The sequence below is a fragment of the Gordonia sp. OPL2 genome (assembly GCF_003797825.1).
In the GTDB taxonomy this organism is placed as follows: Bacteria; Actinomycetota; Actinomycetes; order Mycobacteriales; family Mycobacteriaceae; genus Gordonia.
The window spans coordinates 83,456-108,307 of the sequence record NZ_RKME01000006.1; the positions used below are offsets into that span (position 1 = coordinate 83,456).

Below are 24,852 nucleotides of genomic sequence, written 5' to 3' on the forward strand. Positions count from 1 at the left end.
CGAGTACCGTGGACAAGGTGCCAGAGGAGAACTTCACCACACACACCTCTCAGACCACCGAAACCCGCCATCCCTCGCCCCGCACCCTGGGTGAGCTGCGTGCCAGTGGCCATATTCAGCGCAGCGTGCGCGACGAGATCCGCAACAACCTGCTGGGTGCACTGCGTGACGGCCGTGATCCGTGGCCCGGCATCGTCGGATTCGAGGCGACCGTCATCCCACAGCTCGAACGGGCACTGATCGCCGGTCACGACGTCGTGATGCTCGGCGAACGCGGTCAGGGCAAGACACGCATCCTGCGAACCCTCGTGCTGCTCCTCGACGAGTGGACACCGGTCATCGCCGGGTCGGATCTGGGAGAACATCCCTACGAGCCGATCACGCCCGCGTCGATCCGCAAGGCGGCGAATCTGCTCGACGACCTGCCGATCGAATGGCGCCACCGCAGCCAGCGATACAGCGAGAAGCTCGCCACACCGGATACGTCGGTGGCCGATCTGGTCGGCGACATCGACCCGATGAAGGTCGCCGAAGGACGCAGCCTCGGTGACCCCGAGACCATCCACTTCGGTCTCATCCCGCGTGCGCACCGCGGCATCGTTGCGATCAACGAGCTGCCCGACCTCGCCGAACGCATCCAGGTGTCCATGTTGAATGTCATGGAGGAGCGCGACATCCAGGTCCGCGGCTACACATTGCGCCTGCCGCTGGACGTGCTGGTGATGGCCAGCGCGAATCCGGAGGACTACACCAACCGCGGCCGGATCATCACCCCGCTCAAGGACCGTTTCGGTGCCGAGATCCGCACGCACTATCCGCTCGAACTCGACGACGAGATCGCCGTCATCGAGCAGGAGGCGGACCTGACCGCGACCGTACCGACCTTCGTGACCGAGATCCTCGCGCGGTTCACCCGATATGCACGTGACCACCCGTCGATCGATCAGCGATCGGGTGTCTCGGCCCGATTCTCGATCGCCGGCGCCGAGACCGTTGCTGCAGCCGCGCTGCACCGCGCCACCGTGATGGGCGAGGAGGTGCCGGTCGCGCGTGTCGTCGACCTCGAGTCGGTGATCGAGGTCCTGCGGGGCAAGGTCGAATTCGAATCCGGTGAGGAGGGTCGTGAACTCGAGATCCTCGAGCACCTGATGCGCAAGTCGGTGGCCGACACCGTGCGCGCACACCTCGGCGGTATCGACATGGCGCCGCTCGTCGACGCACTGGAGAGCGGTGAACCCGTGGTCACCGGTGACCGCGTCACCGCCGCCGACCTGCTCGGTTCGATCCCGGACCCCGACACCACATCCGACGTGCTGGCCCAGATCACGGAGAGACTCGACGCCGAGTCCGACGGTGAGCGCGCCAGCGCCGTCGAACTCGCGCTGGAGGGTCTGTTCCTGGCCCGGCGGATCGGCAAAGAGGCCGACGAGACCGGGCAGACGATCTACGGCTGACTCCCGACACGACCGACTGAGGGGCACGAATCATGGCCCGCAAGACATTTCACCGTTCCCGGTACCAGCGGTACGCCGGCGGCCCGGATCCGCTCGCGCCGCCGGTCGATCTGCGTGAGGCGTTGCGTGACATCGGCGACGACGTCATGGCGGGGGCATCGCCGCAGCGTGCGCTGCGTGAGTTCCTGCGCCGCGGAACGCAGGACATGCGCGGCCTCGACAAGCTGCGCGAGCAGATCAACCGTCGGCGGCAGGAGATGCTGAAAAAGCGCAACCTCGACGGGACGTTCGCCGAGATCCGTGAACTGCTCGACCGGGCCGTGCTCGAGGAACGCAAGCAGCTCGCCCGCGACCTCGACGACGACGCCCGGTTCGCGGAGATGCAGATCGGGAGTCTCCCGCCGTCGACGGCGCAGGCCGTCGAAGAACTCTCCGAGTACAACTGGCGCAGTCCGCAGGCCCGTGAGGACTACGACAAGATCAAGGACCTCCTCGGGAGGGAACTGCTCGATCAGCGTTTCGCCGGGATGAAGGAGGCACTCGAGGGTGCCGACGAGGGTGACCGTCAGCGTGTCTCGGAGATGCTGAAGGATCTCAACGAGTTGCTCGACGCCCACAACCGTGGTGAGGACACGAGCGACAAGTTCGAGAAGTTCATGGACGAGCACGGGGACTTCTTTCCGGAGAATCCGCGCAGCACCGAGGAACTCATCGATTCGCTGGCGCAGCGGGCGGCCGCCGCGCAGCAGTTCTACAACTCGCTGACCCCCGAGCAACGCGCCGAGCTCGACCAGCTGGCCCAACAGGCATTCGGGTCGCCCGAGCTGATGAGTCAACTGGCGCAGATGGATTCGTCTCTGCGACAGGCTAGGCCCGGTTTGAACTGGGATGACGCCCAGTCGTTCTCGGGTGATCAGCCGATGGGGCTGGGGGAGGGTGCCGCCGCGCTCCGCGACATCTCCGAACTCGAGGCGCTCAGCGAGCAACTCTCGCAGCAGTACGCGGGTGCCCAGATGGATGACATCGATCTCGACGCTCTGGCACGGCAACTCGGCGACGAGGCCGCTGTCGATGCGCGTCGGCTCGCGGAACTGGAGAAGGCGCTGTCGGAGGAGGGGTTCTTCGATCGCACCTCCGACGGACAGTTGCGGCTGAGCCCGAAGGCCATGCGCCAGTTGGGGCAGTCCATCTTCCGTGACATCGCCGAGCAGTTGTCCGGGCGCGGGGATCGACAGACCCGCCGATCCGGCGCCCTGGGCGAACCGACCGGCGCATCGCGCGAGTGGGAGTTCGGCGACACCGACCCCTGGGATGTCACCCGAACCGTGTCGAATGCCGTGCTGCGCACCATCTCCGAAAGTGACGAGCCGTCACTGATGTCGAGTGAGATGGCCCGGTCCGGAGTCCGGATCGATGTGCGCGACGTCGAGGTCGCCGAGACCGAGGCGCGAACCCAGGCTGCCGTCGTCCTTCTCGTCGACACCTCGTTCTCCATGGAGATGGAGGGTCGGTGGACTCCGATGAAACGCACCGCCATCGCGCTGAACCACCTGATCTCGACCCGGTTCCGCAGCGACGAACTGCATCTGATCGCCTTCGGGCGCTATGCGCGGTCGATCGACATCGCCGAACTGACCGGGCTGCAGCCACGGATGGAGCAGGGCACCAATCTACACCATGCGCTTCTGCTCGCCCAACGGCACCTGCGGCGGTTCCCCAACGCCCAACCGGTGGTCCTGGTGGTCACCGACGGCGAACCGACGGCGCACCTCGACCCGAGCGGTGAGCCGTTCTTCTTCTACCCGCCACACCCTCAGACGATCGCGCTCACCGTTCGCGAACTCGACCACGTCGCACGATTCGGTGCGCAGGTGACCTTCTTCCGGCTCGGCGAGGACCCGGGTCTCGCGCACTTCATGGACCAGATCGCCCGCCGGATCGGGGGACGTGTCGTCGCACCGGACATCGATGGACTCGGCGCCGCCGTGGTCGGCGACTATCTGCGGTCACGGCGGGGTCGTCGGCGGTGACCTCGGGGTCGTCGTCGGGGTTTTCCCCGAACCGACGGCCGGTCTGCGCGCGCACGTTCTCAGGGTGGTCTGGTCGATGAGCGGCCACTAGGCTCGATCACTGTGACGTCGCCCGATGACCTGCCGGCCCCTGACGATCGTCGCGCGCGGTTGCGCGCCGCCGATGCCGACCGTGAACTCGTCCATCAGATCCTCTCCGCAGCCATGGCGCGCGGCAGTCTGTCGCCTGTCGAGTACGAGGAGCGAGCCGGTAAAGCGGCCGCCGCCAAGACGTTCGGTGAACTCGACGATCTCACCGACGATCTCCCGGTGGGCCAGCTGGGTGTACCCATGCCGTTTGTCGGCGAGACGTCGGTGAGCCGGGTCGCGCCGGCCGCAGGACGGCGACCCGTTCTGCACCGTCTCGCACTGCTGTCCGGCACCGAGGTTCGTGGAAATGCCGTCGTCGCGGACACACTCACCGCGACCGCCATCATGGGTGGCGTGGAGATCGATCTGCGCGAGGTCGAGTGGACCGCACCGGTTCTCACCATCCGTTGCACCTCCGTCATGGGTGGCATCGACATCACCGTGCCGCCGGACGTGACCGTCGAGATCGGGGGCTGGGCGGTGATGGGTGGATTCGGGGGGCGAGCGGGCGGACCCGGGGTGCCCGGCGCACCGACGGTGCGGGTCGTGGGCTTTGCGCTGATGGGTGGCGTCGAGGTCAAGCGCAAGGACCGCAAGCGACCGGGGATGTGAGGTCGGTCCGTGCCGGCGGCGCGATCAGGCGAGCAATGCGGCGATCACCGCGATTGCCGGAATCGATCCGAGTGTCGTGATGAGCGCGGTGTCGCGGGCCATGATCTGAGCGCGCCGATACCGCGTCGCGTAGACGAGGACGTTCTGCGCGGTCGGCAGTGCGGCGATCACGACCTGGGCGAAGAGTTGGTGGCCGGTCTCGCCGAAGCCGAATCGCGCCACCACATAGACGAGCGCAGGCATGGCGACGATCTTCAGTACGGACGCGAGCGCGATGTCGCGGCGTGGACTCTGGCCCTTCTTGAAGATCGACGCGCCCGTCAGCGAGAGTCCGAATGCGAGCAGCGCGGCCGGGACCGAGGCATTGCCGAGCATCTTCATCGGCTCGAGGATCGCCGTCGGCGGTAGCCAGCCGGTCGTCGAGACGACGAGTCCGGTCACCCCACCGAGAACGATCGGGTTGGTCAACGGCGCGATGACCGCGTCCCGCAGGGTCGTCTTCGGCGAGGCGTGACCCAGTGCCGGGTCGGTGACGCTGAGGTCGAGGGTGATCAGTGCCATCGGCGAGTACACGAGGATCTGGAACAGCAGGAGCGGTGCGATGAACGATGCGTCGTCGAGCACGAAGATGGCGATGGGCAGACCGAGATTGACGCTGTTGACATACGACGACGCCAATCCGCCGATCGCGAGCTCGGGGATCGCGCGGCGCAACCACAGACGGGCGATGACGATGTAGATCGCGCCGATCGCCAACGCACTCCCGCCGGCGATCACGAGGGTCTTCGAGAAGATGACCGAGAGGTCCGACGTCACCAGCGAATGGAACAGCAGCGCCGGGGTGCAGACGAAGAACACGAGCCGCGACAGCACTTCGTGCGCGCTGTCGCCCAGGACGCGAGTTCGGCCGAGGAACCAGCCGATCCCCACCATGATGAAGATGACGGTGAAGCCCGAGACCACGCCTGACACCGCTCGAGTGTATTCACTAGGCTGGAGCGGACATTCAGTGGCGTCCGCCGGGTGGGAGCACTCGCCGCGTCACGTGAGATGAGGGGGTTCGGTGACCTATCCGGAAGATCCGCATCGGCGGCAGCCGTCCGACGGCGAGTGGAGCGACGTCCCTCCTGTCGATCCGTACGGGTCGTCAGATCCTGTGTACGGTCGGAGCCCGTTCGGGCAGTCGCCACCGAACCCCGACGCGCCGTACCCGGGTCAGCCGTACCCGAATGCCCCGTACCCAAATCAGCAGTATCCGAACCAGCAGCCGTACCCGAATCAGCCGTACCCGAACGCCCCGTACCCGAACCAGCAGTACGGGCAGGCGTACGGCGCTGCGGCCCACGGTGGTCAGCCCTACGCTGGTCAGCCGTTCGGTGTGCCGGGAGCGATGACGCCACAGACCGACGGTCGCGCCACCGCATCGTTGATCTGCGGAGTGCTGTCGCTGCCCCTCGTCCTCTTCTGCAGCGGGTTGGCGGTGCCGATCCCGATCGTCGCCGTCGTGCTCGGTGTCCTGGCGCGTCGCGACATCGCGAACTCGGGTGGGCTCCGGACGGGTGCCGGGATGGCGCTCGCAGGCATCATCACCGGTGCGGTCGCCCTGGTGTTGATGGTGATCGTTCTCGTGTTCCTGGGTTTCAGTGTCGCCGCCGACCTCGCGCACGCCTGACGACGGTCGACTCCTTGACGAATCCGGACACTAGGCTGGAAACGACTGGCGAGCGAGTGCGGGCCTTCGCGCTCGCCGAAAGGTGGTAGGAGATGACCGATCCGACCGGCGGTACACCAGGCGGCAGTGACCCGACACCACCCGCCGACTCGACCCCGTCGACCCCGTCGACCGATCCGCCTCCGTCGACCGATCCGACCCCCTTGACCGATCCGACCCCGTCATACGGTTCGCCACTGTCGTACGGGGCGGCACCCGACGGCTCACAGCAGCACGCAAACGAGCAGTACGGGAGCGAGCCGTACGGGAACCAGCAGTACGGCCAGGTCCCCGGAGAACAGTACGGTCAGCCGGGCTACGGCGCTGCCGGGTTCGGGGCCCAGCCGGGGTTCGGGACCCAGCCGGGGTTCGGGACCCAACCGGGTGTCCCGCAGTACGGCGCCGCGGGCTACGGCTCCCCGTACGGCGGAATGGGGTATCCGGTCGTTCGGCAGACGAACGGGAAGTCGATCGCGGCGCTGATCTGCGGCATCGGGTCGTTCGCGGTGTGCCCGGGTGTCCTCGGGGTGGTCGCGGTGATCCTGGGCAACTCCGCGCGCGACGAGATCGCCGCATCGGCCGGAACCCAGGATGGCGAGGGAATGGCGAAAGCCGGTGTGATCCTCGGCTGGGTGTCCATCGCGATCGTCGTGTTGTTCCTGCTCCTGGCGTTGGTCCTGATGGTCGTCGGAGCGTTCGCCTCGTCGACCTGAGGGCGCGAGCCGGAGGTCGAACGGCTCGTTTTGGAGCAAAGGGGATCGGCCCGGTAGTCTGGTGAGGTTGTGTGTCGCGCCTGACCGGCTTCGCCGCCATCGTCGTGGGACCGAGACAGGCCTCGACACACCGTAGAAGACTTACACGTAGGAGAAGGGCTCAACCATGGCTGTACCGAAGCGCCGGATGTCGCGGGCCAACACCCGCAGCCGCCGTTCGCAGTGGAAAGCGGACAACCCGGCACTGCAAGAGGTGAAGGTGAACGGCGTTGCACAGCGCATCCCTCGTCGTCTGGTGAAGGCTGCCAAGGCCGGCATCATCGACCTGGACCGCCGCTGAGCGCATCTCTCCGGTCCCGGTAGGGATCGCGACGACATCTTCGACAACGACCGCCTCGGACACCCGGGGCGGTCGTTGTTGTGCGCTCTCCCGACTGACACGATGATCGGGTGCTGCAAGAGATCCTGAATGACGTCGGTATCGCCGTCTTCGCTGCGTCGGGAGCACTCCTCGGCGTACGGAAGGATTTCGATCTCTGGGGCATCGTCACCGTCGGCGCGCTCACCGGGGTGGGAGGCGGCATCCTCCGCGACGTCCTGCTCGGTGTCACGCCACCGTCGTCCATTCAGAACTGGCCGCCGATCGTCATCGGCGCGGTGACGAGTGTCGTCGTGTTCTTCTTCCATCCGACCTTCGCGCAGTTGCGCCGCAGCGTCCTGCTGTTCGACGCGATCGGCATGGGCGTCTTCGCCACCAGCGGCGCGGCGATCGCGATCGACGAGCACGTGAGCGCATTCGCCGCAACGCTCGTCGGACTGCTCACCGCAGTCGGCGGTGGCATTCTCCGTGACGTCATCACCAACGACATCCCCTTGCTCCTGCAACCCGCGGACCTGTACGCGGTGCCCGCGTTGCTCGGCGCCGGGGTCGTCGCGGTGGGGGGAACCTACACCGCGGTTCCCGTCTGGTTCTGGCTGGTGGTCGGGACGATCGTCGCCACCGGCCTGCGGCTGGCGGGGCTCGTGTTCAAGTGGCGACTGCCCACCGCGCCCACAGGCATCCGACGACGCGACCGTGAGGCCTGATCTCCCGGGACCCGACGAGTTGTCCCGTGCGCACCTCAGTCGCGTCGTCTCTACGCCAGGGCGTTCACCGGCGACTGACCGAGGTCGTCCGAGGTCACACTGGAAAGACCCGCGGGCGGAACCGAGCGTGCGTCCACGGCCTCGGTGAGGATGCCGCGGACCTCCGCCAGGAACTCGGTGATCGTCGCGCGACCCATATCGGTGTCCGGGTAGCGGCTGCGGATGGACAACCCGCGGATCGTCCGGGAGATCCAGAACTGGGCATCGTCGGCGGTGGTGACATTGGAGATGTGCTGCGCGTCGATCTCGTCGTGGATGGCCGCACCCGGGACGGCGCGGTAGTCGACGTAGGAGACCATGAAGATGTCGTCGCGCACCCGGGACAACCCGCCGAGAGCGCTGATCACCTGGGGGATGGGGACGCCGCCGAGGCGCATCGCGCGCCGAAGTTCCGGGCCGGTACGCCGAAGGGTGTCCCGCAGGTCGTCGGTGCCGACGACGCTGATCGGCGCGTTGGTGGTGAACCAGCCGACGGCGTTGTGCCAGGGTTCGCTGCGTCGGGTGTGCATCGGGAACAGCAGTGCCAGTTCGGGTCCGCCGCCGAGGCGCCGAACCGCGTGGGCCATGGCGGAGAGGACGCCGCCGTAGGTGCTGCATCCGTTGCGTCGGCACAGGCCGGCCAGCCGCTCGGTCGAGGCCGCGTCGAGGAGCGGGCGTACGTCGGCGCCCTGCGGCGCGCGTTCGCCCGCACCCAGGCCGAGGTCGAGCGGAAAGGTGGGTGGGCCGCCTCCGTGATCGTCGAAGAAGCGCAACCAGGAGAGCAGTCGCGGGTCGGACGGTCCGACCTCGGTCATCTCCGCCTCCGCCGCGCAGTAGTCGACGAAATTGCCGCTCATCGGGAGACATTGGGGGCGGGCATCTTCTGTCGCACCCCGAAAACCCTCGTACAGGGTGTGCAGGTCGTCGATGATGATCGACATCGAGTAGGCGTCGACGTGGGCGTGGTCGAATCCGCACAGGATCGTCGAGCGATCGCGCCGGTCGATCGCAGCGAGGAGGTAGGCCGGGAACCCGAACGGGTGGCATGCCGCGTCGAGCGTTGCCCACACGGCTTGTTGCAGTGCCGCCGGGCTGGTCGCCCGGACTCCCGGGTTCTCGGTCAGCACCAAGGTGCGGGGATCATGCTCTTCGCGGGTCACTCCGTTGTCCCGCTTGGTGAACGAACTGTGCAGGGTTCCGTGCCGGGTGATGAGGGCGTGGTAGGCGCGGGCGAGCGCATCCCGATCGATCCGCCCCGAGACCCGGAACGATGCGGCCAACCATGTGCTGTGATCGTCGGCGCCGGAGAGATGGACACTCTGATTGAACGACGGTGGAACCCGAGACGGCTGTGCCACGCTGCCGGAGGCATCGACCGACCACGACAGGAACTCGCCGGGTGCCGGCCGGTAGTGGTCAATGGTCGTGACGTGCAAGGCGATGCTCCTCGAGGTGCGTCGGGGCGTGGTCGTCGGTGTGAGTGGGAACGTCGGTGGGGATGCCGGTGAGATCGGCGGCATCCGTCGGCTCGACGATGCGATGATCGCCGCTGCTTGCCACGTCGGCGATGACCTCGCACAGGTGGCCGAAGTAGCGGTGGACCTGACGCTGGGCGAACGATGTATCCGGAGTCTGGCTCCCGAGATACAACCTTTCGTGGTCGCGGTTGATCCACACCGATGCATTGGCGGTGCGGCCCTCGCCGGTGAAGATGACGCCGCGGTCATAGGCCGGCGATCCATCACCGGGGAACCATCGGAAATCGATGTAGGACAGCAGATTGGGCGCCGACACCACATCGTCGGTGGTGGCGCCGGCCGCGATCATCGCGGCCAGAGCAGACTGGACCGGTACGGTCGCGAGTCGCTTGGTCCGCTGCTGGGCCGTATGGGCGGACGGCAGCAGTCCCGTGAAATCCGCGTTCGGGCCGAGATCGATCTCCACGGGGGCGAATGCGCAGAACCAGCCCTGGGAACGGGCGAAATGCGGTAACAATGCCCGTGTGTTCAGCACCGTCATCCCGTAATGGTGTGGACCACAGCCCAGTTCGTAGCCGGTGATCGCCATCGCGGCGTAGATCCCCGAGAGGAAACTGCCCCCAGCGGACTTGCAGACCTTGTCGAAGCCATCGATACCGACCCTGTCCAGGATGTCCATCTCCAATGGCGCCACCGGCGCGGTCTCGCCCGGTGCCAGCCCGAGATCCAGTGGGAACGTAGGCATTCGAAGACCGTTGCGGGCGAACGTGTCTCTCCACTCCATGAACTCCGGTGACTCGGTGCCGTGATCGCGCGCGATCGCCGCCTCCGCGACGGCGTACTCGAGGTAGTCGCCCGGAGCCGGGGCCGACCGCGCGTGCTCGCACGTCTCTCCGTCCCTCACATCGCCGTCGACCGCGCTCTCGTAGAGTTCCGCCAGCTCGGCGAGCGCCAGGGCTTGCGAGGCCCCGTCACTGAGCGCGTGATCGCAACCGAGGTACATCGCGAATCCGTCGTGATGCGCGATCACTCCGAATGCCAGGCCGGGGAAGGTGTCACTGCGGGTCTCGGCCTCGAAGCGATGGCGGAGGTGACGATCGATCGCGTCCGGGGTGTCGAGCAGTCCCAGTTCCTCGACCTCGAACGCGACGTCGTCTGCGCCCACCACGTGGCGAAGCACCGTGGGTCCGTCGGACTCGAACCAGCTGCGCAGGATCGCGTGCCGACAGACGAAGGCCGTGAGTGCACTGGTCATGGCCTCGACGTCCAGGGTGCCGTCGAGCTGGGTGCCGGATCCCAGATAAGCACGGTGCGGTGTGCCGCGTGTGTGCGCCAGATGTGCACTGCGGACGTGGTTTTCGGCCAGGAACGTCACGGGTCCATCCGCCACGGGTGCGTCGGCCGCCGCCGCCAGACAGGCGGGCGTGGGCCGCCACAGATAGGCCCTTCCGGGGTCGGGCGTCCACTGGTGCAGTGCGGTGATCTTCACTGGGTCAGTCCTTCGTCGTCAGGCGGGCTGTCGCTCGGTGCCGGCGGTCATCGGGTCGGCGTCGAACATCCCGCCGCTGCGGTCGGGTAATCGGGTGCCGAGTACCGACGCCACGATCGCCGACGCGGTGTCGATGAGAAGGCGCACACTGGCCGCGGCGGTCGCGGTGCCGGGGTGGCGCGTCGACACCGTCAGACCGGTCGGCGTCCGCGCGACCCAGAGGTACACCTCGGTGTCCGACCGTGAGGTGCCCCGAAGTGTCTGTGCCTGCCAGCGCGGCCAGTTCGACGCTCCGGGGACGAATCGGAGATCGAGGTAGGAGACGACGAACTCTGGTTCGGCGGATGTCCCCAGCAACTGTGCGATCCGCGGGTAAGGGAGCCGCGACGTCTGTTTGGCCTCGGCGATCCCGGCCGCCGCTGCGGCCAGGGCATCGGAGATGGTCGCGGCTCCGGTCAGGTCGACCTGCAAGGGGCCCAGACCGACGTACCAGCCCACCGACTCGACGAACTGTGCCTCGTGTCGGGTGTGCATGGGCATCACCGCACGTAGGCAGGAACTGCCCGTCAATTCCTGGTTCGCGAGGGCGAGCGCGGCGATCACCGCCGCCTGGGTGGAGTGTCCCGCCGCACGGCACATCGCGCCCAATGCTGACATCTGGTCGGCGGTGGCCACGACCTGGGCCCACCCGTGCTGTCGATCGTCCACCTCGCGCGCATTCTCAGGCAGTGGACCGATCGCGGCGGGCGGGTCGATCAACGGGAGATCGAGGCCGGGCAACCGGCCGCCGGTGGCTTCGAGGAGCCGGCGCCACCTCGCCACCGCGAGATGATCTGCGGGCAACTCCTCACCGGATCTGCGGTTGACCGCGCTGAAGTCGACGTGACTCCCTATCGGCGGCAGACCGTGCTCGGTTCCGTCGACTTCAGCGTCGTACATGGTGCGTAACTCGTTGATGGACAAAAACATCGAGTACGCGTCCATGACCGAGTGATCGGCAGCGAAGACGAGGAGGAACCCGTCGTCGCGATATCGATCGGTGTCGGAGATCGTCGTGACTGTACATGGTGGCCACACCAGGGGGGAGAGCCGACTGTCGAAGCTGTCGACGAGGTGTGCGTGGATGCTGTCCGCACCCACCGTTCGAGCGGGCTGTCGGCGGATCGAGATGGTCTCCGCGCTCGCAGTTCGCCGCGCGACCTGGACGGTCGAGCCCGCGCCGACCGACGACACCGTTGTGCGGAATGCCTCATGGCGTCGGACCCAGGTCAGCAGAGCGCGCTCCAGCGCGTCCTCGTCCAGTCGTCGATCGATGACGAATACCGCTCCCAACCAGGAGCTCTCGGCGTCACCGCGATCGAGGGCACGCGCCGCGCGGATGATGTGGTCCTCGTGCTCGTAGGTCAGTGGGCGTGCGTCGTCGTCCCACTGGGCGGGGTCGGTGGCTGCGACCGGGGTCCACTCGGTGACCGTTCCACCGGGAAGATCGTAGTCCGGCAGTTCCGTGAATTTCATTGATGTGTGTCCGCTTTCGGTGATGCGGTGCTACTGGCCGACGGATGGGACGACTCCCTGCACGGCGTACCCCGGGCTCCGGCGAGCTCCGGGTAGGCATGGGTGCGGTTCGTGCACGCATCACTGCGCTCAGGGGGAGTGGGGAGTCGGTTGCGCGGCGATCCGCGCCACGGGGTTCCGTGTTCGACTATAGGTCGATGCCGCGTCGGTGCACATCGTCCGCAGCAGGTGTGCTTCGTCACACTAACGATGTGATGTACGAGCGCGAATTTGCGAATTTCACGACAGGACAGCGGATTTCGGTAACGCGCTGCGGTGTCGACGGCTGGTGGACCAAAGTGTTTCGGTCGCGTTAACCCTGTGAAAATCGAGGCCGGGGCGAAAATCGGTTCGCGGCAGAAGAATACGACGTCAAGGGTGGATCGGCTCGCGTCGTCATGTAAACCGAACGCGATGCGATGAGTCCGGAGAGGCGATTTCGGAGTCGGCGTGCACCGGACCGGAGCCTTGCACCGTCGTCGATGGCGGCTATAGCCTGGCATCAGCGGCTGTCGGGGCCGGTGTCACCGGGGAGTGGTCTGCACCTGTCACCGATCGGCGCGCGGGCAATGCTGCCCGAGGGGGTTCCGGCTGACGATCATGGAGTGAATGTCCATGATGGGAAGCATCTTTCGCTGTCCACGCAAGAAGTGACTTCTGGAGTGTGTGATGACCGATCCTGCGTTGGCCATCGACGCAGAGGGGCTGACCAAGACGTACGGTCGCTTCTGTGCGGTCGACCAGGTCGACCTGCACGTGCCCGAGGGCCGTGTGTATGCCCTGCTGGGAACCAATGGGGCGGGGAAGACCACCACCGTGCGCATGCTGTCGACCCTGACGAGACCGGACTCCGGGACGGCTCGGATCTTCGGACACGACGTCGTCCGCAGTGGCGGTACCGTCCGATCCCTGATCGGTCTGACCGGGCAATACGCCTCCGTCGACGAGGATCTCACCGCCGCAGAGAATCTGACGATCTTTGCTCGCCTGGTGGGCACCCCGGGGCGCCGGGCACGTGGCCGGGCGGACGAACTGCTCGACACATTCGGGCTGTCGGAGGTGGCGGACCGTCCGGTCCGTCAGTTCTCGGGTGGCATGCGCCGGCGTCTCGATCTGGCGGCGTCACTGGTCACCGCGCCGCGGCTGCTGTTCCTCGACGAGCCCACGACCGGTCTGGATCCGCGGACGAGGCTGCAGATGTGGAACATCGTCCGCGCGATGGTGGCCGACGGCTCGACGGTGCTGCTCACCACCCAGTACCTGGACGAGGCCGATCACCTGGCCGATCACATCGCGGTCATGGACCGCGGCCGGATCGTCGCCGACGGTACCCCGGATGACCTGAAGACCCGAGTCGGTGAGAGTTGCGTGCGGCTCGAGCTGACCGACCCGGGTGTCGGGTCGTCGGCCGTGGGCGCTTGCGAGCCGTTCGCCCAGCAGGCCGTCGTGATCGAGGACCCCGGCCATCGGATCACCGTCCCGATGGCCGATCTCGAACACCTTCCCGAGCTGCTCATCGCCCTGCGCGGCCGAGGTGTCGGCCTCCAGGCGGTCAATGTGGTGCGTCCGACTCTCGACGAGGTGTTCTTCGCGCTCACCGGTGGTGCGGGTTCAGAGGCCGCCGCGTGACGGCCGATGTCGGCGGGATCGGCACGGCCGATGCCCGAGCATTCGACGACGTGGACTCCACGCGAGACCGGGTGCCGCTGCGGGACACGGTCTCCCAGTCCCTGACGATGACCCGGCGTGGATTGTTGAAGATCCGCCACAACCCGTCGCAACTGTTCGACGTCATCGTCCTGCCCATCGTCTTCACCGTGACGTTCTCCACGATCTTCGGTGGGGCCATCGTCGGCGACGTGCAGAGCTATCTGCCGTTGCTCATCCCGGGTGTGCTCGTGCAGGTGGCCATCGCGGCCTCGGTCACCACCGGGGTGGGTCTCCGGGAGGATCTGGACAGGGGTGTCTTCGACCGCTTCAAATCGTTGCCGATCGCGCGGATCGCCCCACTGGCCGGTGCGTTGCTCGCCAACGCGGTCCGCTACATCGTGGCCACCGCCATCACGGTCGTCGTGGGGCTCGTCATGGGTTATCGACCCGGCAGCGCACCCGGACTGGCGGCGGCCTGCGTACTGATCGTGGTCGTCGCGTTCACCCTGAGTTGGATCTTCGCCCTCATGGGAGTCCTCCTGGACAGTGCCGCCACCGTCCAGGGTGTGTCGATGCTGATCCTCATGCCGCTGACACTGGTCTCGAACGCGCTCGTCCCCATCGACACCATGCCGGAGTGGATGCAGACCTGCGCCGGTGCGAATCCGGTGTCGCACCTGGTGACCGCGGCCCGGTCACTCGCCGCCGACGGCACCGTCGGGCACCAGATCGTCTTCACCCTGATCGGGGCCGTGGCGGTCCTTGCGATCTTCGTCCCATTGACCCTGCGAACCTACATGCGAAGGACGTGACGTGAACCCTGTGAGTGCAAGCCGGGCCGACGCCGGTGACATCGATGTCAACGGACTCCCGAAACTGTCGGTGGTCGTGCCGGTGTTCGACGAGGAGGACACCATCGGCGAGTGCCTGACCCGCCTCGTGGGTCAGATCGACCACATCGCGGAGATCATCGTCGTCGACAACAACTGCACCGACACCTCGATGGCGATCGTGGGCGCGGTGTCGGCCGATCATCCTGAGGTGCGGAGCGTCCATGAGCCGCGGCAGGGACTGGTGTTCGCGAGGAATGCGGGGATGGACGCAGCGACCGGCGAACTGATCGCCCGGATCGACGCCGACACGCGGGTCGGTCCGGACTGGGCGCAGACGGTGGTGGACTTCTTCGGCGCGGACGTCGACGGTCACTGGTCTGCGCTGTGTGGCCGCGGGGAGGCCTACGGGGTGCCGCTGGCGGGTCGCTTCGATCGGTGGAAGATCACGATCCATCCACTCGGGAGACGACGGGCGCACCGTGTGGTCACCGAGATCCCCGTGCTCTACGGATCGAACATGATCGTTCGACGAGACGTGTGGGAGCGCATACGTTCTCGTGTCAGCATGCGGCGGGACATCTTCGAGGACGTCGACCTGGGGCTGTGCGTCGGTGAGGACGGCGGTCGCAACGCGTTTCTCGCGTCACTGACGGTGGGCGTCTCGGCACGCCGTATGCAGTCGGCACTGCCGTCGTTCGTGACCTACATGAGCTTTCTGCCGCGGACCTTCGCGCTGCATCGGCGGTACGCCCTGACCGCCGGGTCCGCGCTGATCTACGTGCCCGCGCTGACCGTGCTCCATGCGCTCCGGCTCACCGCGATCCGCCTGTACGACGCCGACACCGGACGCTGGTCGGCGCGGCGCGTGCGGACGCGCCTGGCGGATCGCGTCCTCCCGTGATCTCGCGGCTATCGCCGTCTGGACACCGCTCGCTCGACGACCTCCGCCGCCGCCGTGACCGCACGCTTCGGTTCGACGAGGTCGTTGCTCAGCGCGCGGGCGCGCTCACGCGTCTGTTCCGCCGCGACCGAGCCGAGCGCGTCGACGAGACGCGTTCGGTCGACGCGCGACATCGGAAGGCTGGTGCCCACACCCGCCCGCGCGATCGCGGCGCCCCAGATCGGTTGATCTGCACCGACCCAGGTGACCACCGTCGGTATGCCCGCTCGCAGCCCGGCGGCCACCGTGCCGGCACCACCGTGATGGACGGCGGCGGCGCACAAGGGCAGGATCGTGTCGTGGTCGACGTGGCCGACCACGCGGATGCGGTCGTCGGTGACCCCGGACATGAAATCGCTCCAGCCACCCGACACCAGCAGCCGGATGTCGAGTTCGTCTGCCGCGGTGCAGAACACCTCGGCGAGTCGGTCCGCGTCGGCGGGGATCATGCTGCCGAACCCGACGTAGACGGGCGCGGGTCCGGACTCGATCCAGGGCAGCACATCGGTGATGGACCGGTCGCCGACGCCTTCCCGATGCTCGGGTGCCAGGGTGAAGAAGCCCACCAGGGGTCGGGCGAGACCCCATTCGTCGGTCAACGCAGGAAACAGCGCGGCGTCGTAGGCCTGGATCTCCGGTACACCGGTTGCGGCGATCTGTGCCGCGAACGGGGCTCGAACCGTGTCCAGGCCGAGGTCGTCGCGCAGCGCGTTCTCCGCGGATCGGCTCGCCCACCACAGAATCCGTTCGGCCACCGACCAACTCGCACGTGCGACCGGCGCCGGGACATCGAGACCGAGATGCGTCAGCAGAGACGTGGAACCGTTGCGGCGCAACGGGCACAGGTGCAGCGGCACATGCGGCACCCGTCGCACCTCGGCGACATTGTGCGCCCGTTCTTGTCCGGCACTCCCGGCGATGATCGCGTCGGCGCCCTCGGTGGCGTCGAGGAGTTGTTGTTGCATCAACCGACCGTCGCGGACGGTGAGTTCGGTGACCGCGCGCAGACGGGTGCGCGGATCACGCGACTTCATCCGCTCACGGACGAGATCCGAATCGAGGACCTCACGTGTGCTTCCACCATAGGGTTCGGTCGGCAGCCCGGTCGCCGCACTGAAGCCGACCAGATCGGATGGAACCAGCATCGTGATGGTGTGACCGCGCGACGCCAGTTCACCGCCCAGGGCCACCGCGGGCTGGACGTCGCCGCGGCTGCCGTTGCAGGCCATCACCAATCTCATCATCGTCCCCTCGTCGACTGTGGCGCCCAGTGTAGGCGAGGCGAAGCCGATCTTCTCGTCGAGAAGATAAGGATCGGTTGGACAAAGTTACTCTCGGACAACAGAACTCAGGAGGACACATGACCGCGAGTCCAATGGTGGTGACCCACGACAGGGAGTTGCCGGTCGAGACCGGCCCGCTGCCGGCCGGCGCGAGTGCAGCCGTCGTACGGCTCTCCGACGAGGACGCGACCTATTGGTTCCTGCATCGCGCGCTCAGGTGGACCGTGGTCCTGCAACTCGTCTGGGTCTTCGACGGACCGGTGTCCCGCGAGGCGCTCGCGGCGATGAACCGACGACTCGGCCGCGGGCGGCTGCACCGGAGGGTCGTGGTGCCACGCATTCCCGGTGCCCGACCACGGTGGGCGCCTGCCGTCGGCTGTCCCGACCTCGACTGGGATGACCGATCGATCCCCGACGCCGAGCTGGACGACTGGGCTGCTGCCGAGATGGGTTCTGTCCGGCTCGATCCCGAGCAGGGACGATGCTGGCGACTCCGTGCGGGGCGCAGCGACTCCAACCGCACGGTGGTCTCCCTCTGTGCGCTGCACCTCGTGGCCGACGGCCGCACCCTGGTGCGGTCGGCCGCTGCTGCCATGACCCCGGACGCGGACCCGGGTGTCACACCAGTTCAGTACGTCCGGGGCAGCGACGACACCCCGTGGACGTCGGATGCGGTTGATGCGCTCCGGCAGATCGTCGGGGCCGGTCGCGGTGTGGGGCGCGCTCTTCGCTCGGCGGTTCGGTCGGACACCGGCGGCGACGTCCCCGATGACCGACCGACACGCACGCCGATGGCACAGCGGGCCCCTACCGCCACGTGGCGGCGCGCGACGGCCGCCGTCCCGGTCGAGGCGTGGGATCGCGCCGCGGCCGACAGCGACGGAACGTCCAACAGCCTCTTCATCGCGGTTGTCGCGGGACTGCTGAGATCGAGCGGATACGCACTGCCCAGCGAGACGATCAAGGTGGGTGTGCCCGTCGACCGTCGCCGGGGAGCCGGGGATCTGCGGTCGAATGCCACTGCGGGCGTGTCGATCATGATGTCCGACGGACCGGCCCCGGGCGGCGATCTCCGCGCGATCCGGGCGTCGTGCAAGTCGGCCTACGCGCGACTCGCATCGGGCCGTCGGCCCGCCGTCGCGCACCTGCAGGCGATGGTGTGGCTGCTTCCGTCGTCATGGCTGGTGAGCGCCGCGACCGCGGGTTCGGGTATGCCCGACGCGATGGTGTCCAACGTGGGTGACGTTCCGCCGCAGGCCCTGCAGCTCGACGGTGTCGCGGCATCGAGATTCGCGTTCCGTGGCGTCGCTCAGGGGGTCGACCCTGCCGCCCCACACCGGTTCGGCGACGGGGTGCAGTCCTGGCTCGTGCGGACCGACGACACGGTCACCATGTCCGTGTTCGGTTGCGATGAGACACGATTCGACTCCGATCACACGCTGGCGACCGTGCTCGCCGACGAACTGTCCGGCTGGGGTCTACCGTACGAGATCTGGTGAGGTGAACGATGACGACGACCAGGCGAATGACCTTCGCGCCGCCCAGGGTGAGCGGTGCCGACGAGTCCTACCTGTTGGCCGAGGACCTGCTCGGGATGAGTGCACCGATCCAGTTCCTCTGGGTCTTCGACGACGATCCGGGCGAGCAGGCCGTGGTCTCACTGCGTGATGCGCTGGCCGTCGGTCCGCTCAATCGTGCCGTCCGACGAACCCGGATTCCGGCCGCCCGGCATCGCTGGGTGACCTCGCCCGTCCCGCCCGCGGTGGTCGAGACCAGCCGGATCGGCGACGACGAGGTCGGGTCGTGGGCCGACGAGCGGCTGCGGGCGGCGGATCTGCGGCCGGTGGACGGGGCGGGCTGGCGTCTGGAGTCGGCTACAACCGCCGATGGCCGACGAATCGTCTCGTTGTTGTTGTCGCACATGATCGCCGACGGTCAGGGGGTCTATCGCGCGTTGGCCGCGGCGCACTCCGGGGCCCGGGCGTCGCTGCCCGCCGCGGACGCAGTGCGCGGTGCTCATGCGCTTCGGGAGGACATCGTCGACGGTGGACGGCAACTCGCCGCCGCCGCCTCCTCCGCGCGCAAACTTCTCCGACAGGCCCGCAGCGGGACGCGGCCCGCCGCTCAGACGACGAGTCCGTCGACCCCGACCTCCTCTCCGCAGGGCGGGCCCGACACCACGCTCGCCATCGTCGACATCGACCGACACGCCTGGCACACATGCGCACGTGAGCACAACGGGACCGCCAACAGCCTGTTCACCGCACTGCTGGCCGGAATCGTGCAACGATCCGGACTCCCCATTCCGGGGGATCTCCGTGTCTGCATCGCGGTGGACAAGCGCACCGGCGATCCGGATGATCGGGCAAACGCGTCCGGGGGCGTATGGATCCGATTGTCCGAACCGGTCGAACCGGCGACACGTCTCGACGGAATACGGGCACTCAGCAAACGGGCATTCATCGACTACACGGAGTCAGGCGCCGATCAGACCGCGGACAACCTGGCGCCCATCGTCCGGTTGCTCCCGCGACGACTGGTCGCGAAGATGATGGCATCGATCCCGGGGCCGGACACCACCGTCTCGAATCTCGGTGTCGCACCGCGGGAGTCGTTGGAGATCGGCGGGTCGGTGGCATCGTCGTTCGGCATCCGCGCGATCATGCAGGGCATGCCGGCGGATCGTCGGCGCCGACAGGGGCCGGCGCTCGCCGCCTGGGCGGTGGAGTACGGCGACCGGATCACGGTGACGTTCTTCGGCATCCATCCTGATCATTTCGGTGACACCGACCTTCTGCGCAAACTGATCGACGACGAACTGGCCGGGTGGGGCCTCGACCACGGATTCTGGTGAGAGATGACGGTTTCTGAATCCATGCGGTCCGAGTCCATGCGGTCCGAATCCATGCTGTCCGAGTCCACGGTGTCGCCGGCGTCGTCGGACGGACCGTCGGCATCGGCGGGCGGTCACGTCGCGATCGTGTTGTACGGCAGTCGCGGTGACATCCAGCCCGGAGTCTGTCTGGCCCTGGAGTTGCAGCGCCGCGGTCGCCGCGTCACCGTCCTCGCGCCCCCGAACCTGACTGCCCTCGCCGTCGACGTGGGCGTCGACCATGTCATCCCGATCGGGCTCGACGAGCGCGGTGCGTGGTCGTCGGAGGAGGCGATCGCTGCGAACCGGCGTAACCCGTTGTCCAGGTGGCGGTTCATGATCTCGACGGTCCGCTCGGGCTTCACCGCGTTCGACGACGCCCTCGTCGAGGCGTTCCTCGGCGACGACGCACCGCTCGCCGACGTCGACGGCCTGGTGGTGGCCCCACTGTGCCAGGACCGCGGACTCGCCCTCGCCGACCGACTCGGGGTGGAGATGGTCGTGCTGCGCCACGGGCCGATGTCGGAGAACGGGGTCGTCGGTGCGCTTCCCGCGGCGACGGCGCGGTGGTCGCCTTCGGCGAAGCGACGCACGTGGCGGATCGCCGACCGCATCACGTGGGCCGTGACCGGCTGGAACGAGAACGTTTTTCGACGACGCCTCGGCCTGTCCGCCGAGCGGGGGCCACTGCCTCGTCGCCTCGCCGAGCGTGGCATCTGCCAGATCCAGGCATTCGATGACGTCCTGTTCGACGGCCTGTCCGGCGAGTGGGGGCCGACCAAGCCGATCGTCGGCTTCCTCGACCTGCCGCCGGAGAACCGCCGACGACTCGACGAGATCGACGCTGACAGTGCAGATCTCGCCGCGTGGCTGGCAGCGGGCGAGGCGCCGGTGTTCATCACGTTCGGCAGCATGGCGTCTCCGGCCCGCGATGCCGCGCTGCACTGTGTCACGCGGGCCGCGCGGCGACTCGGGCAGCGCTGCCTGATTGCGGGAGAACACCGACCGGAGACCGACGACGACGGGATCCTCGTCGTCGGGGCCGTCGACCATGCCTCGGTGTTGCCGCACTGCGCGGCAGCCGTCCACCACGGAGGTGCGGGTACGACGGCGGCGACCTTACGGGCAGGTCTGCCGACGATGATCTGCGCGGTCACCGCCGATCAGCCGCTGTGGGCCCACCGCGTACGGGCGTTGGGCGTCGGTGCGGCGACACGGATGTCGGCGGTGACCGAGGAGGGTGCGTACGTCGCCCTCGGATCGATCCTGACGATGTCGGTGCGATCGGCGGCAGCCGACATCGCCGCGCGGATGACACCACCGGACCGGTCGGTCGGCGCCGCAGCCGACATCGTCGAGGACCGCGTGGGCGTGTGCCGGCCGCCGATGGATGGGTGACGGCCACCGGAAGTCGCTGACCGGTTGCCGAGCTACCGGGAGAACTACTGGGCGATGAGTTTGTTGACCGCTCGGTTGAGGAAGTTGGGGATGAACTTCGCCGCGTTGCCGAGCACCAGTGTCTGTGCGCCCACCGAGTAACTGGTGCGATGCAGGAGTTTGTCCTGGCGCGTCGGGTGAACCGATTCCCACACCTTCTCCGCCACCTGTTCCGGGGTGATCCGCACGCCGAGGGTCTTGGTCGACTTGGCGTCGTTGTCCGCGAGCGCGGTCTTGGCCCAGAGCGGCCAGATGCCGACGACCCGGATGTCGTCGTGCTCCCATTCGAGCTCCAGCGCCTCGGTCAGGCCGCCGACGAAGAACTTGGTCGCGCTGTAGGTGGCGATGCCGGGCTGGCCGTAGATCGCCGACGCCGAGGCGATGTTGACCAGATGAGCGCCCGGCGTCGCCTTGAGATAGGGGTAGGCGGCCTGCGCACCCAACGCGACACCGAGTGCGTCGATCTCGATCTGGCGTCGCACAGCGTCCGCCGAGATCTCGTGCAACGGCCCCTCGACGAGGATGCCCGCGTTGTTGTCGAGCACATCGAGTCGACCGCCGGTCTGCGAGGTGAAGTCGGCGAGCGCGTCGGCCCACTGCTTGTCGTCGCGGACGTCGAGTTCGCCGACGATCCACTCGGGGTGATTCGCCTTCACCTTCGACAGGGCATCCGCCGACACGTCGTAGACGCCGACCGTCCAGCCTTCGCGGGAGAACCGCTCGGCGGTTGCCAGTCCGATGCCCGCCGCGCCGCCGGAAATGAAGATCGATGACATGTGCTCTCCTGCCTTTGCCCAGCTCGGGGGCATTCCACCGCTAAGTTACCGGCCAGTATAGGCCGAAGCTGTTTACTGGCTCACACGGCGATGCTATCTTGACAACACGCATTGTCATAACAGTGCTCATTGTCATGAAAGAACAGATGTTCACCGACGACCCGGGAGGTCGATTGCGATGACCGTAGCGATGGAACGTACACCGGGAGACGGAGCCGGGCGCGACGGTGCCGACGCCGCGCACCGCGACAACGTGGTCAGCATGCGTGACCAGGGGGCCAACGAGGTCTCCGAACGTCTCCTCGCCTCGGCCGCCCGGCTCTCCCGCAACGCGATGACCGAGATCGACTGGTCGGAACCGATGGACCCGACCAAGTACGGGTGCAGCCCGGAGTGGTCCTCGCTCTACGGGACGGCGTACTGGGACGAACTCACCGAGGAGCAGCGCATCTCGGTGACCCGTCACGAGTTCGCCTCGATCATGAACATCGGCATCTGGTTCGAGATGATCCTGCAGGAGATGGTCATCCGCGACCAGTACCTCGGCGCCTATCACGACCCGGAGTTCCAGTTCGCGCTCACCGAGGTCGCCGACGAGTGCCGCCACTCCATCATGTTCGCCAAGGCGTCGCAGAAGATGGTCGGCACGTCCTACAAGCCCACCAAGGCGGTCGGACGTCTGGGCAAGCTCTTCAAGCGCACGGCCAAGAACGAGGTCGCCTACGCCGGCATCCTCGTCGCCGAAGAGGTGCTCGACGTCTTCCAGCGCGGCTGCATGCGCGACGACCGGGTGCTCCCGTTCATCCGCACCGTCAACGAGATCCACGTGCTCGAGGAGTCGCGCCACATGAAGTTCGCGCGCGAGGAGGTTCGCGAGTCGATGGAGGGCGTGGGCTGGGCCCGGCGTCAGTTCAGTGCCCTGTATGTGTCGCTCGGCGCCTACTTCATCGTGACCAGCCTGGTCCAGAAGAAGGCCTTCGCCGATGCCGGTCTCGATGCGGATCGTGCTGTCGCCGAGATGAACTCGAACTCGCACTTCCAGTCGATGATCCGCAGCAGTTGCGCGCACCTGATGGAGTTCCTCGACGAGGTCGGTCTGCTGACCCGTCCGGCGATGCACTACTACCGGAAAGCGAACATGCTCTGATGTTCGTCATCACCCAGTCCTGCTGCAGCGACGCAGCATGCGTGTCCGTGTGTCCGGTCAACTGCATCCATCCGACACCGGAGGAGCGCGGTTTCGGTTCGTCCGACATCCTGCACATCGACCCGGAGGCCTGCATCGACTGCGGCGCCTGCGCGGACGCGTGCCCGGTGGACGCGATCTATCCCGCCGACAAGCTGGGCACCCGCGACAAGGTGTTCATCGACATCAACGCGGACTTCTACAAGAACAACAGCGACATCACCTCGGGATGGAAGCAGGTCGAGTACCCGGAGATCCCGAAACTCCCTGCAGGACTGCGCGTCGCGCTCGTCGGAACGGGGCCGTCGGGCGGGTACGCCCTGCGGATGATCCTCGATCGCACCGAGGCCCAGGTCACGGTCGTCGACAAGCTGCCGACGCCGGGCGGTCTGGTCCGTGCCGGGGTCGCGCCCGATCATCCGGGGACCAAGGGTGTCCTGCGTGGATTCGATCTGCTGTACCGGGACCCCCGGGTGACCATGGCCACCAACGTCGAGGTCGGCACCGAGCCGGGTCAGATCACGCCGGCCGAACTGGCCGAGCACTTCGACGCCGTGTTCTACGCCGTCGGCGCGAGTGAGTCACGGCGGCTGGGCATCCCGGGCGAGGACCTGCCGGAGTCGACGTCGGCGACCGAGCTGGTGGCCTGGTACAACGCGGTTCCGGGAGTCGAGGCGCCGCCGCTGGTGTCCGACGGAACCGGTCGAGCGGTCATCGTCGGCACCGGGAACGTCGCGCTCGACGTCGCGCGCATCCTCGTCTCCCCACCGGAGATGCTGGCCACCACCGACATCGCGGACCGCGCCCTGCGCATCCTCGAGCAGCAGAACGTGCACGAGGTGGTGCTGCTGGGCCGGCGCGACCAGGCGAACGCGGCCTACACATCGGCCGAATACCGTGCTCTGTCGACGATCCCGGGTGTCGAGGTCGTCGTGCACGATGACCCGTCCGGTGAGCTGCCGGATCTCAGTGGACCCGCGGATCCCACGAATCGGCGAATCGTGTTCCTGTTCCACAGCTCTCCCGAGGAGATCATCGGTGGCGATCACGTCGAAGGTGTCGCGGTGCGCACCAGGGAGACCCGGCACACGATCAGCACGGATCTGATGGTGCGCTCGATCGGTTACCGCTCGACCCCGATCGGCGGCCTCCCGTTCGACCATGACCGCGGCGTCTTCCCGAACGTCGAGGGCAGAATGCTCGACGCCGACGGAGAGATCGAGCCCGGTGCCTACGTGCTCGGTTGGGCGAAGCGCGGCCCCAGCGGCGGCATCGGCGCCAACAAGATCTGCGCCGAGGCGACGGTCGAGGACTTCATCCGCGATGCCGCCGCCGGTCGTCTCACGCGGACCGTCCGGACTGCGCGAGAGTTCACCACCTTGCTGCGCAGGCGGAGTCGCCACGTGATCGGCTACCGCGGTGTCCGAGCGATCGATGCGAGCGAGCGCCGTCGCGGCGTCGTGCAGGGACGACCCCGCGTGAAGTACACCGAGGTCTCGGAGATGGTCGGCGCAGCAGGCCGTCGTCGGCGCTGAGTGCCGCGGCTGTCGGTGTCGGGTACACAACCGACATGAGTGTCA

At 67.4% G+C, this 24,852-nt stretch carries 21 protein-coding genes; 15 read left to right on the forward strand and 6 right to left on the reverse strand.

Annotated elements, in window-relative coordinates; all coding sequences use genetic code 11:
• Positions 1 to 8: 8 nt before the first annotated feature.
• The 3 genes from EEB19_RS08465 (at position 9) to EEB19_RS08475 (ending at position 4,225) form a co-directional block, all read left to right on the forward strand.
• Positions 9 to 1,454: a sigma 54-interacting transcriptional regulator gene (locus EEB19_RS08465; RefSeq protein WP_187585099.1), complete on the forward strand. Its 1,446-nt coding sequence runs from the start codon at positions 9 to 11 to the stop codon at positions 1,452 to 1,454.
• Between the two features lie 32 nt (positions 1,455 to 1,486).
• On the forward strand, positions 1,487 to 3,484 hold the full coding sequence (locus EEB19_RS08470; protein ID WP_187585101.1) for a VWA domain-containing protein: 1,998 nt from the start codon (positions 1,487 to 1,489) through the stop codon (positions 3,482 to 3,484).
• A 102-nt stretch (positions 3,485 to 3,586) separates the two neighbouring features.
• Complete coding sequence (locus EEB19_RS08475) at positions 3,587 to 4,225, forward strand: DUF1707 domain-containing protein (protein ID WP_187585103.1); 639 nt, start codon at positions 3,587 to 3,589, stop codon at positions 4,223 to 4,225.
• A 24-nt stretch (positions 4,226 to 4,249) separates the two neighbouring features.
• Here the strand turns inward: EEB19_RS08475 and EEB19_RS08480 are convergent, their stop codons facing one another.
• Positions 4,250 to 5,197, reverse strand: coding sequence for an AEC family transporter (locus EEB19_RS08480; protein ID WP_187585105.1), 948 nt, complete (start codon positions 5,195 to 5,197; stop codon positions 4,250 to 4,252).
• A gap of 91 nt (positions 5,198 to 5,288) precedes the next feature.
• Between EEB19_RS08480 and EEB19_RS08485 the strand changes: the two genes are divergently transcribed.
• The 4 genes from EEB19_RS08485 (at position 5,289) to EEB19_RS08500 (ending at position 7,735) form a co-directional block, all read left to right on the forward strand.
• A complete protein-coding gene (locus EEB19_RS08485; protein WP_187585107.1) occupies positions 5,289 to 5,897 on the forward strand; it encodes a DUF4190 domain-containing protein in 609 nt (202 codons plus the stop codon).
• A 92-nt stretch (positions 5,898 to 5,989) separates the two neighbouring features.
• On the forward strand, positions 5,990 to 6,649 hold the full coding sequence (locus EEB19_RS08490; protein WP_187585109.1) for a DUF4190 domain-containing protein: 660 nt from the start codon (positions 5,990 to 5,992) through the stop codon (positions 6,647 to 6,649).
• Between the two features lie 166 nt (positions 6,650 to 6,815).
• The gene (gene rpmF / locus EEB19_RS08495) at positions 6,816 to 6,989 is read left to right on the forward strand and encodes a 50S ribosomal protein L32 (protein WP_124707982.1); all 174 of its coding nucleotides are present in this window, start codon (positions 6,816 to 6,818) and stop codon (positions 6,987 to 6,989) included.
• Between the two features lie 110 nt (positions 6,990 to 7,099).
• A complete protein-coding gene (locus EEB19_RS08500; protein ID WP_187585111.1) occupies positions 7,100 to 7,735 on the forward strand; it encodes a trimeric intracellular cation channel family protein in 636 nt (211 codons plus the stop codon).
• 50 nt (positions 7,736 to 7,785) lie between these two features.
• On the opposite strand, the gene EEB19_RS08505 is transcribed toward EEB19_RS08500, so the two are convergent.
• From EEB19_RS08505 to EEB19_RS08515, 3 genes are read right to left on the reverse strand one after another with little or no spacing between them, the layout of a single operon-like run.
• The gene (locus tag EEB19_RS08505) at positions 7,786 to 9,210 is read right to left on the reverse strand and encodes a condensation domain-containing protein (RefSeq protein ID WP_187585113.1); all 1,425 of its coding nucleotides are present in this window, start codon (positions 9,208 to 9,210) and stop codon (positions 7,786 to 7,788) included.
• Positions 9,191 to 10,741: a condensation domain-containing protein gene (locus EEB19_RS08510; protein WP_187585115.1), complete on the reverse strand. Its 1,551-nt coding sequence runs from the start codon at positions 10,739 to 10,741 to the stop codon at positions 9,191 to 9,193. Before EEB19_RS08510 ends, EEB19_RS08505 begins: the two co-directional genes overlap by 20 nt.
• A gap of 18 nt (positions 10,742 to 10,759) precedes the next feature.
• Complete coding sequence (locus tag EEB19_RS08515) at positions 10,760 to 12,256, reverse strand: condensation domain-containing protein (protein WP_187585117.1); 1,497 nt, start codon at positions 12,254 to 12,256, stop codon at positions 10,760 to 10,762.
• Between the two features lie 708 nt (positions 12,257 to 12,964).
• Here EEB19_RS08515 and EEB19_RS08520 point away from each other — a divergent pair.
• From EEB19_RS08520 to EEB19_RS08530, 3 genes are read left to right on the forward strand one after another with little or no spacing between them, the layout of a single operon-like run.
• Entirely contained in the window at positions 12,965 to 13,924 is a 960-nt protein-coding gene (locus EEB19_RS08520) for an ATP-binding cassette domain-containing protein (protein WP_187585119.1), read from the forward strand.
• A 50-nt stretch (positions 13,925 to 13,974) separates the two neighbouring features.
• Entirely contained in the window at positions 13,975 to 14,757 is a 783-nt protein-coding gene (locus tag EEB19_RS08525) for an ABC transporter permease (protein ID WP_262365532.1), read from the forward strand.
• 10 nt (positions 14,758 to 14,767) lie between these two features.
• Positions 14,768 to 15,679, forward strand: a complete 912-nt coding sequence (locus EEB19_RS08530; RefSeq protein WP_187585394.1) for a glycosyltransferase family 2 protein — start codon at positions 14,768 to 14,770, stop codon at positions 15,677 to 15,679.
• 8 nt (positions 15,680 to 15,687) lie between these two features.
• On the opposite strand, the gene EEB19_RS08535 is transcribed toward EEB19_RS08530, so the two are convergent.
• On the reverse strand, positions 15,688 to 16,962 hold the full coding sequence (locus EEB19_RS08535; protein WP_262365523.1) for a glycosyltransferase: 1,275 nt from the start codon (positions 16,960 to 16,962) through the stop codon (positions 15,688 to 15,690).
• A gap of 116 nt (positions 16,963 to 17,078) precedes the next feature.
• Here EEB19_RS08535 and EEB19_RS08540 point away from each other — a divergent pair, with 116 nt between their 5' ends.
• The 3 genes from EEB19_RS08540 to EEB19_RS08550 are packed head-to-tail and all read left to right on the forward strand — an operon-like array spanning position 17,079 to position 21,271.
• Entirely contained in the window at positions 17,079 to 18,500 is a 1,422-nt protein-coding gene (locus EEB19_RS08540; protein WP_262365524.1) for a hypothetical protein, read from the forward strand.
• A gap of 8 nt (positions 18,501 to 18,508) precedes the next feature.
• Entirely contained in the window at positions 18,509 to 19,855 is a 1,347-nt protein-coding gene (locus EEB19_RS08545; RefSeq protein ID WP_187585121.1) for a hypothetical protein, read from the forward strand.
• A gap of 3 nt (positions 19,856 to 19,858) precedes the next feature.
• Entirely contained in the window at positions 19,859 to 21,271 is a 1,413-nt protein-coding gene (locus EEB19_RS08550; RefSeq protein ID WP_262365525.1) for a glycosyltransferase, read from the forward strand.
• A 44-nt stretch (positions 21,272 to 21,315) separates the two neighbouring features.
• On the opposite strand, the gene EEB19_RS08555 is transcribed toward EEB19_RS08550, so the two are convergent.
• Complete coding sequence (locus EEB19_RS08555) at positions 21,316 to 22,086, reverse strand: SDR family oxidoreductase (RefSeq protein ID WP_187585123.1); 771 nt, start codon at positions 22,084 to 22,086, stop codon at positions 21,316 to 21,318.
• 262 nt (positions 22,087 to 22,348) lie between these two features.
• Here EEB19_RS08555 and EEB19_RS08560 point away from each other — a divergent pair, with 262 nt between their 5' ends.
• Both EEB19_RS08560 and EEB19_RS08565 read left to right on the forward strand, forming a co-directional pair.
• Positions 22,349 to 23,233 carry a diiron oxygenase gene (locus tag EEB19_RS08560; protein ID WP_262365533.1) on the forward strand — a complete coding sequence of 295 codons (885 nt, stop codon included), beginning with the start codon at positions 22,349 to 22,351 and terminating at the stop codon, positions 23,231 to 23,233.
• The gene (locus EEB19_RS08565) at positions 23,233 to 24,807 is read left to right on the forward strand and encodes a 4Fe-4S binding protein (RefSeq protein WP_187585125.1); all 1,575 of its coding nucleotides are present in this window, start codon (positions 23,233 to 23,235) and stop codon (positions 24,805 to 24,807) included. The genes EEB19_RS08560 and EEB19_RS08565 overlap by 1 nt, the downstream gene beginning before the upstream one ends.
• Positions 24,808 to 24,852 lie beyond the last annotated feature (45 nt).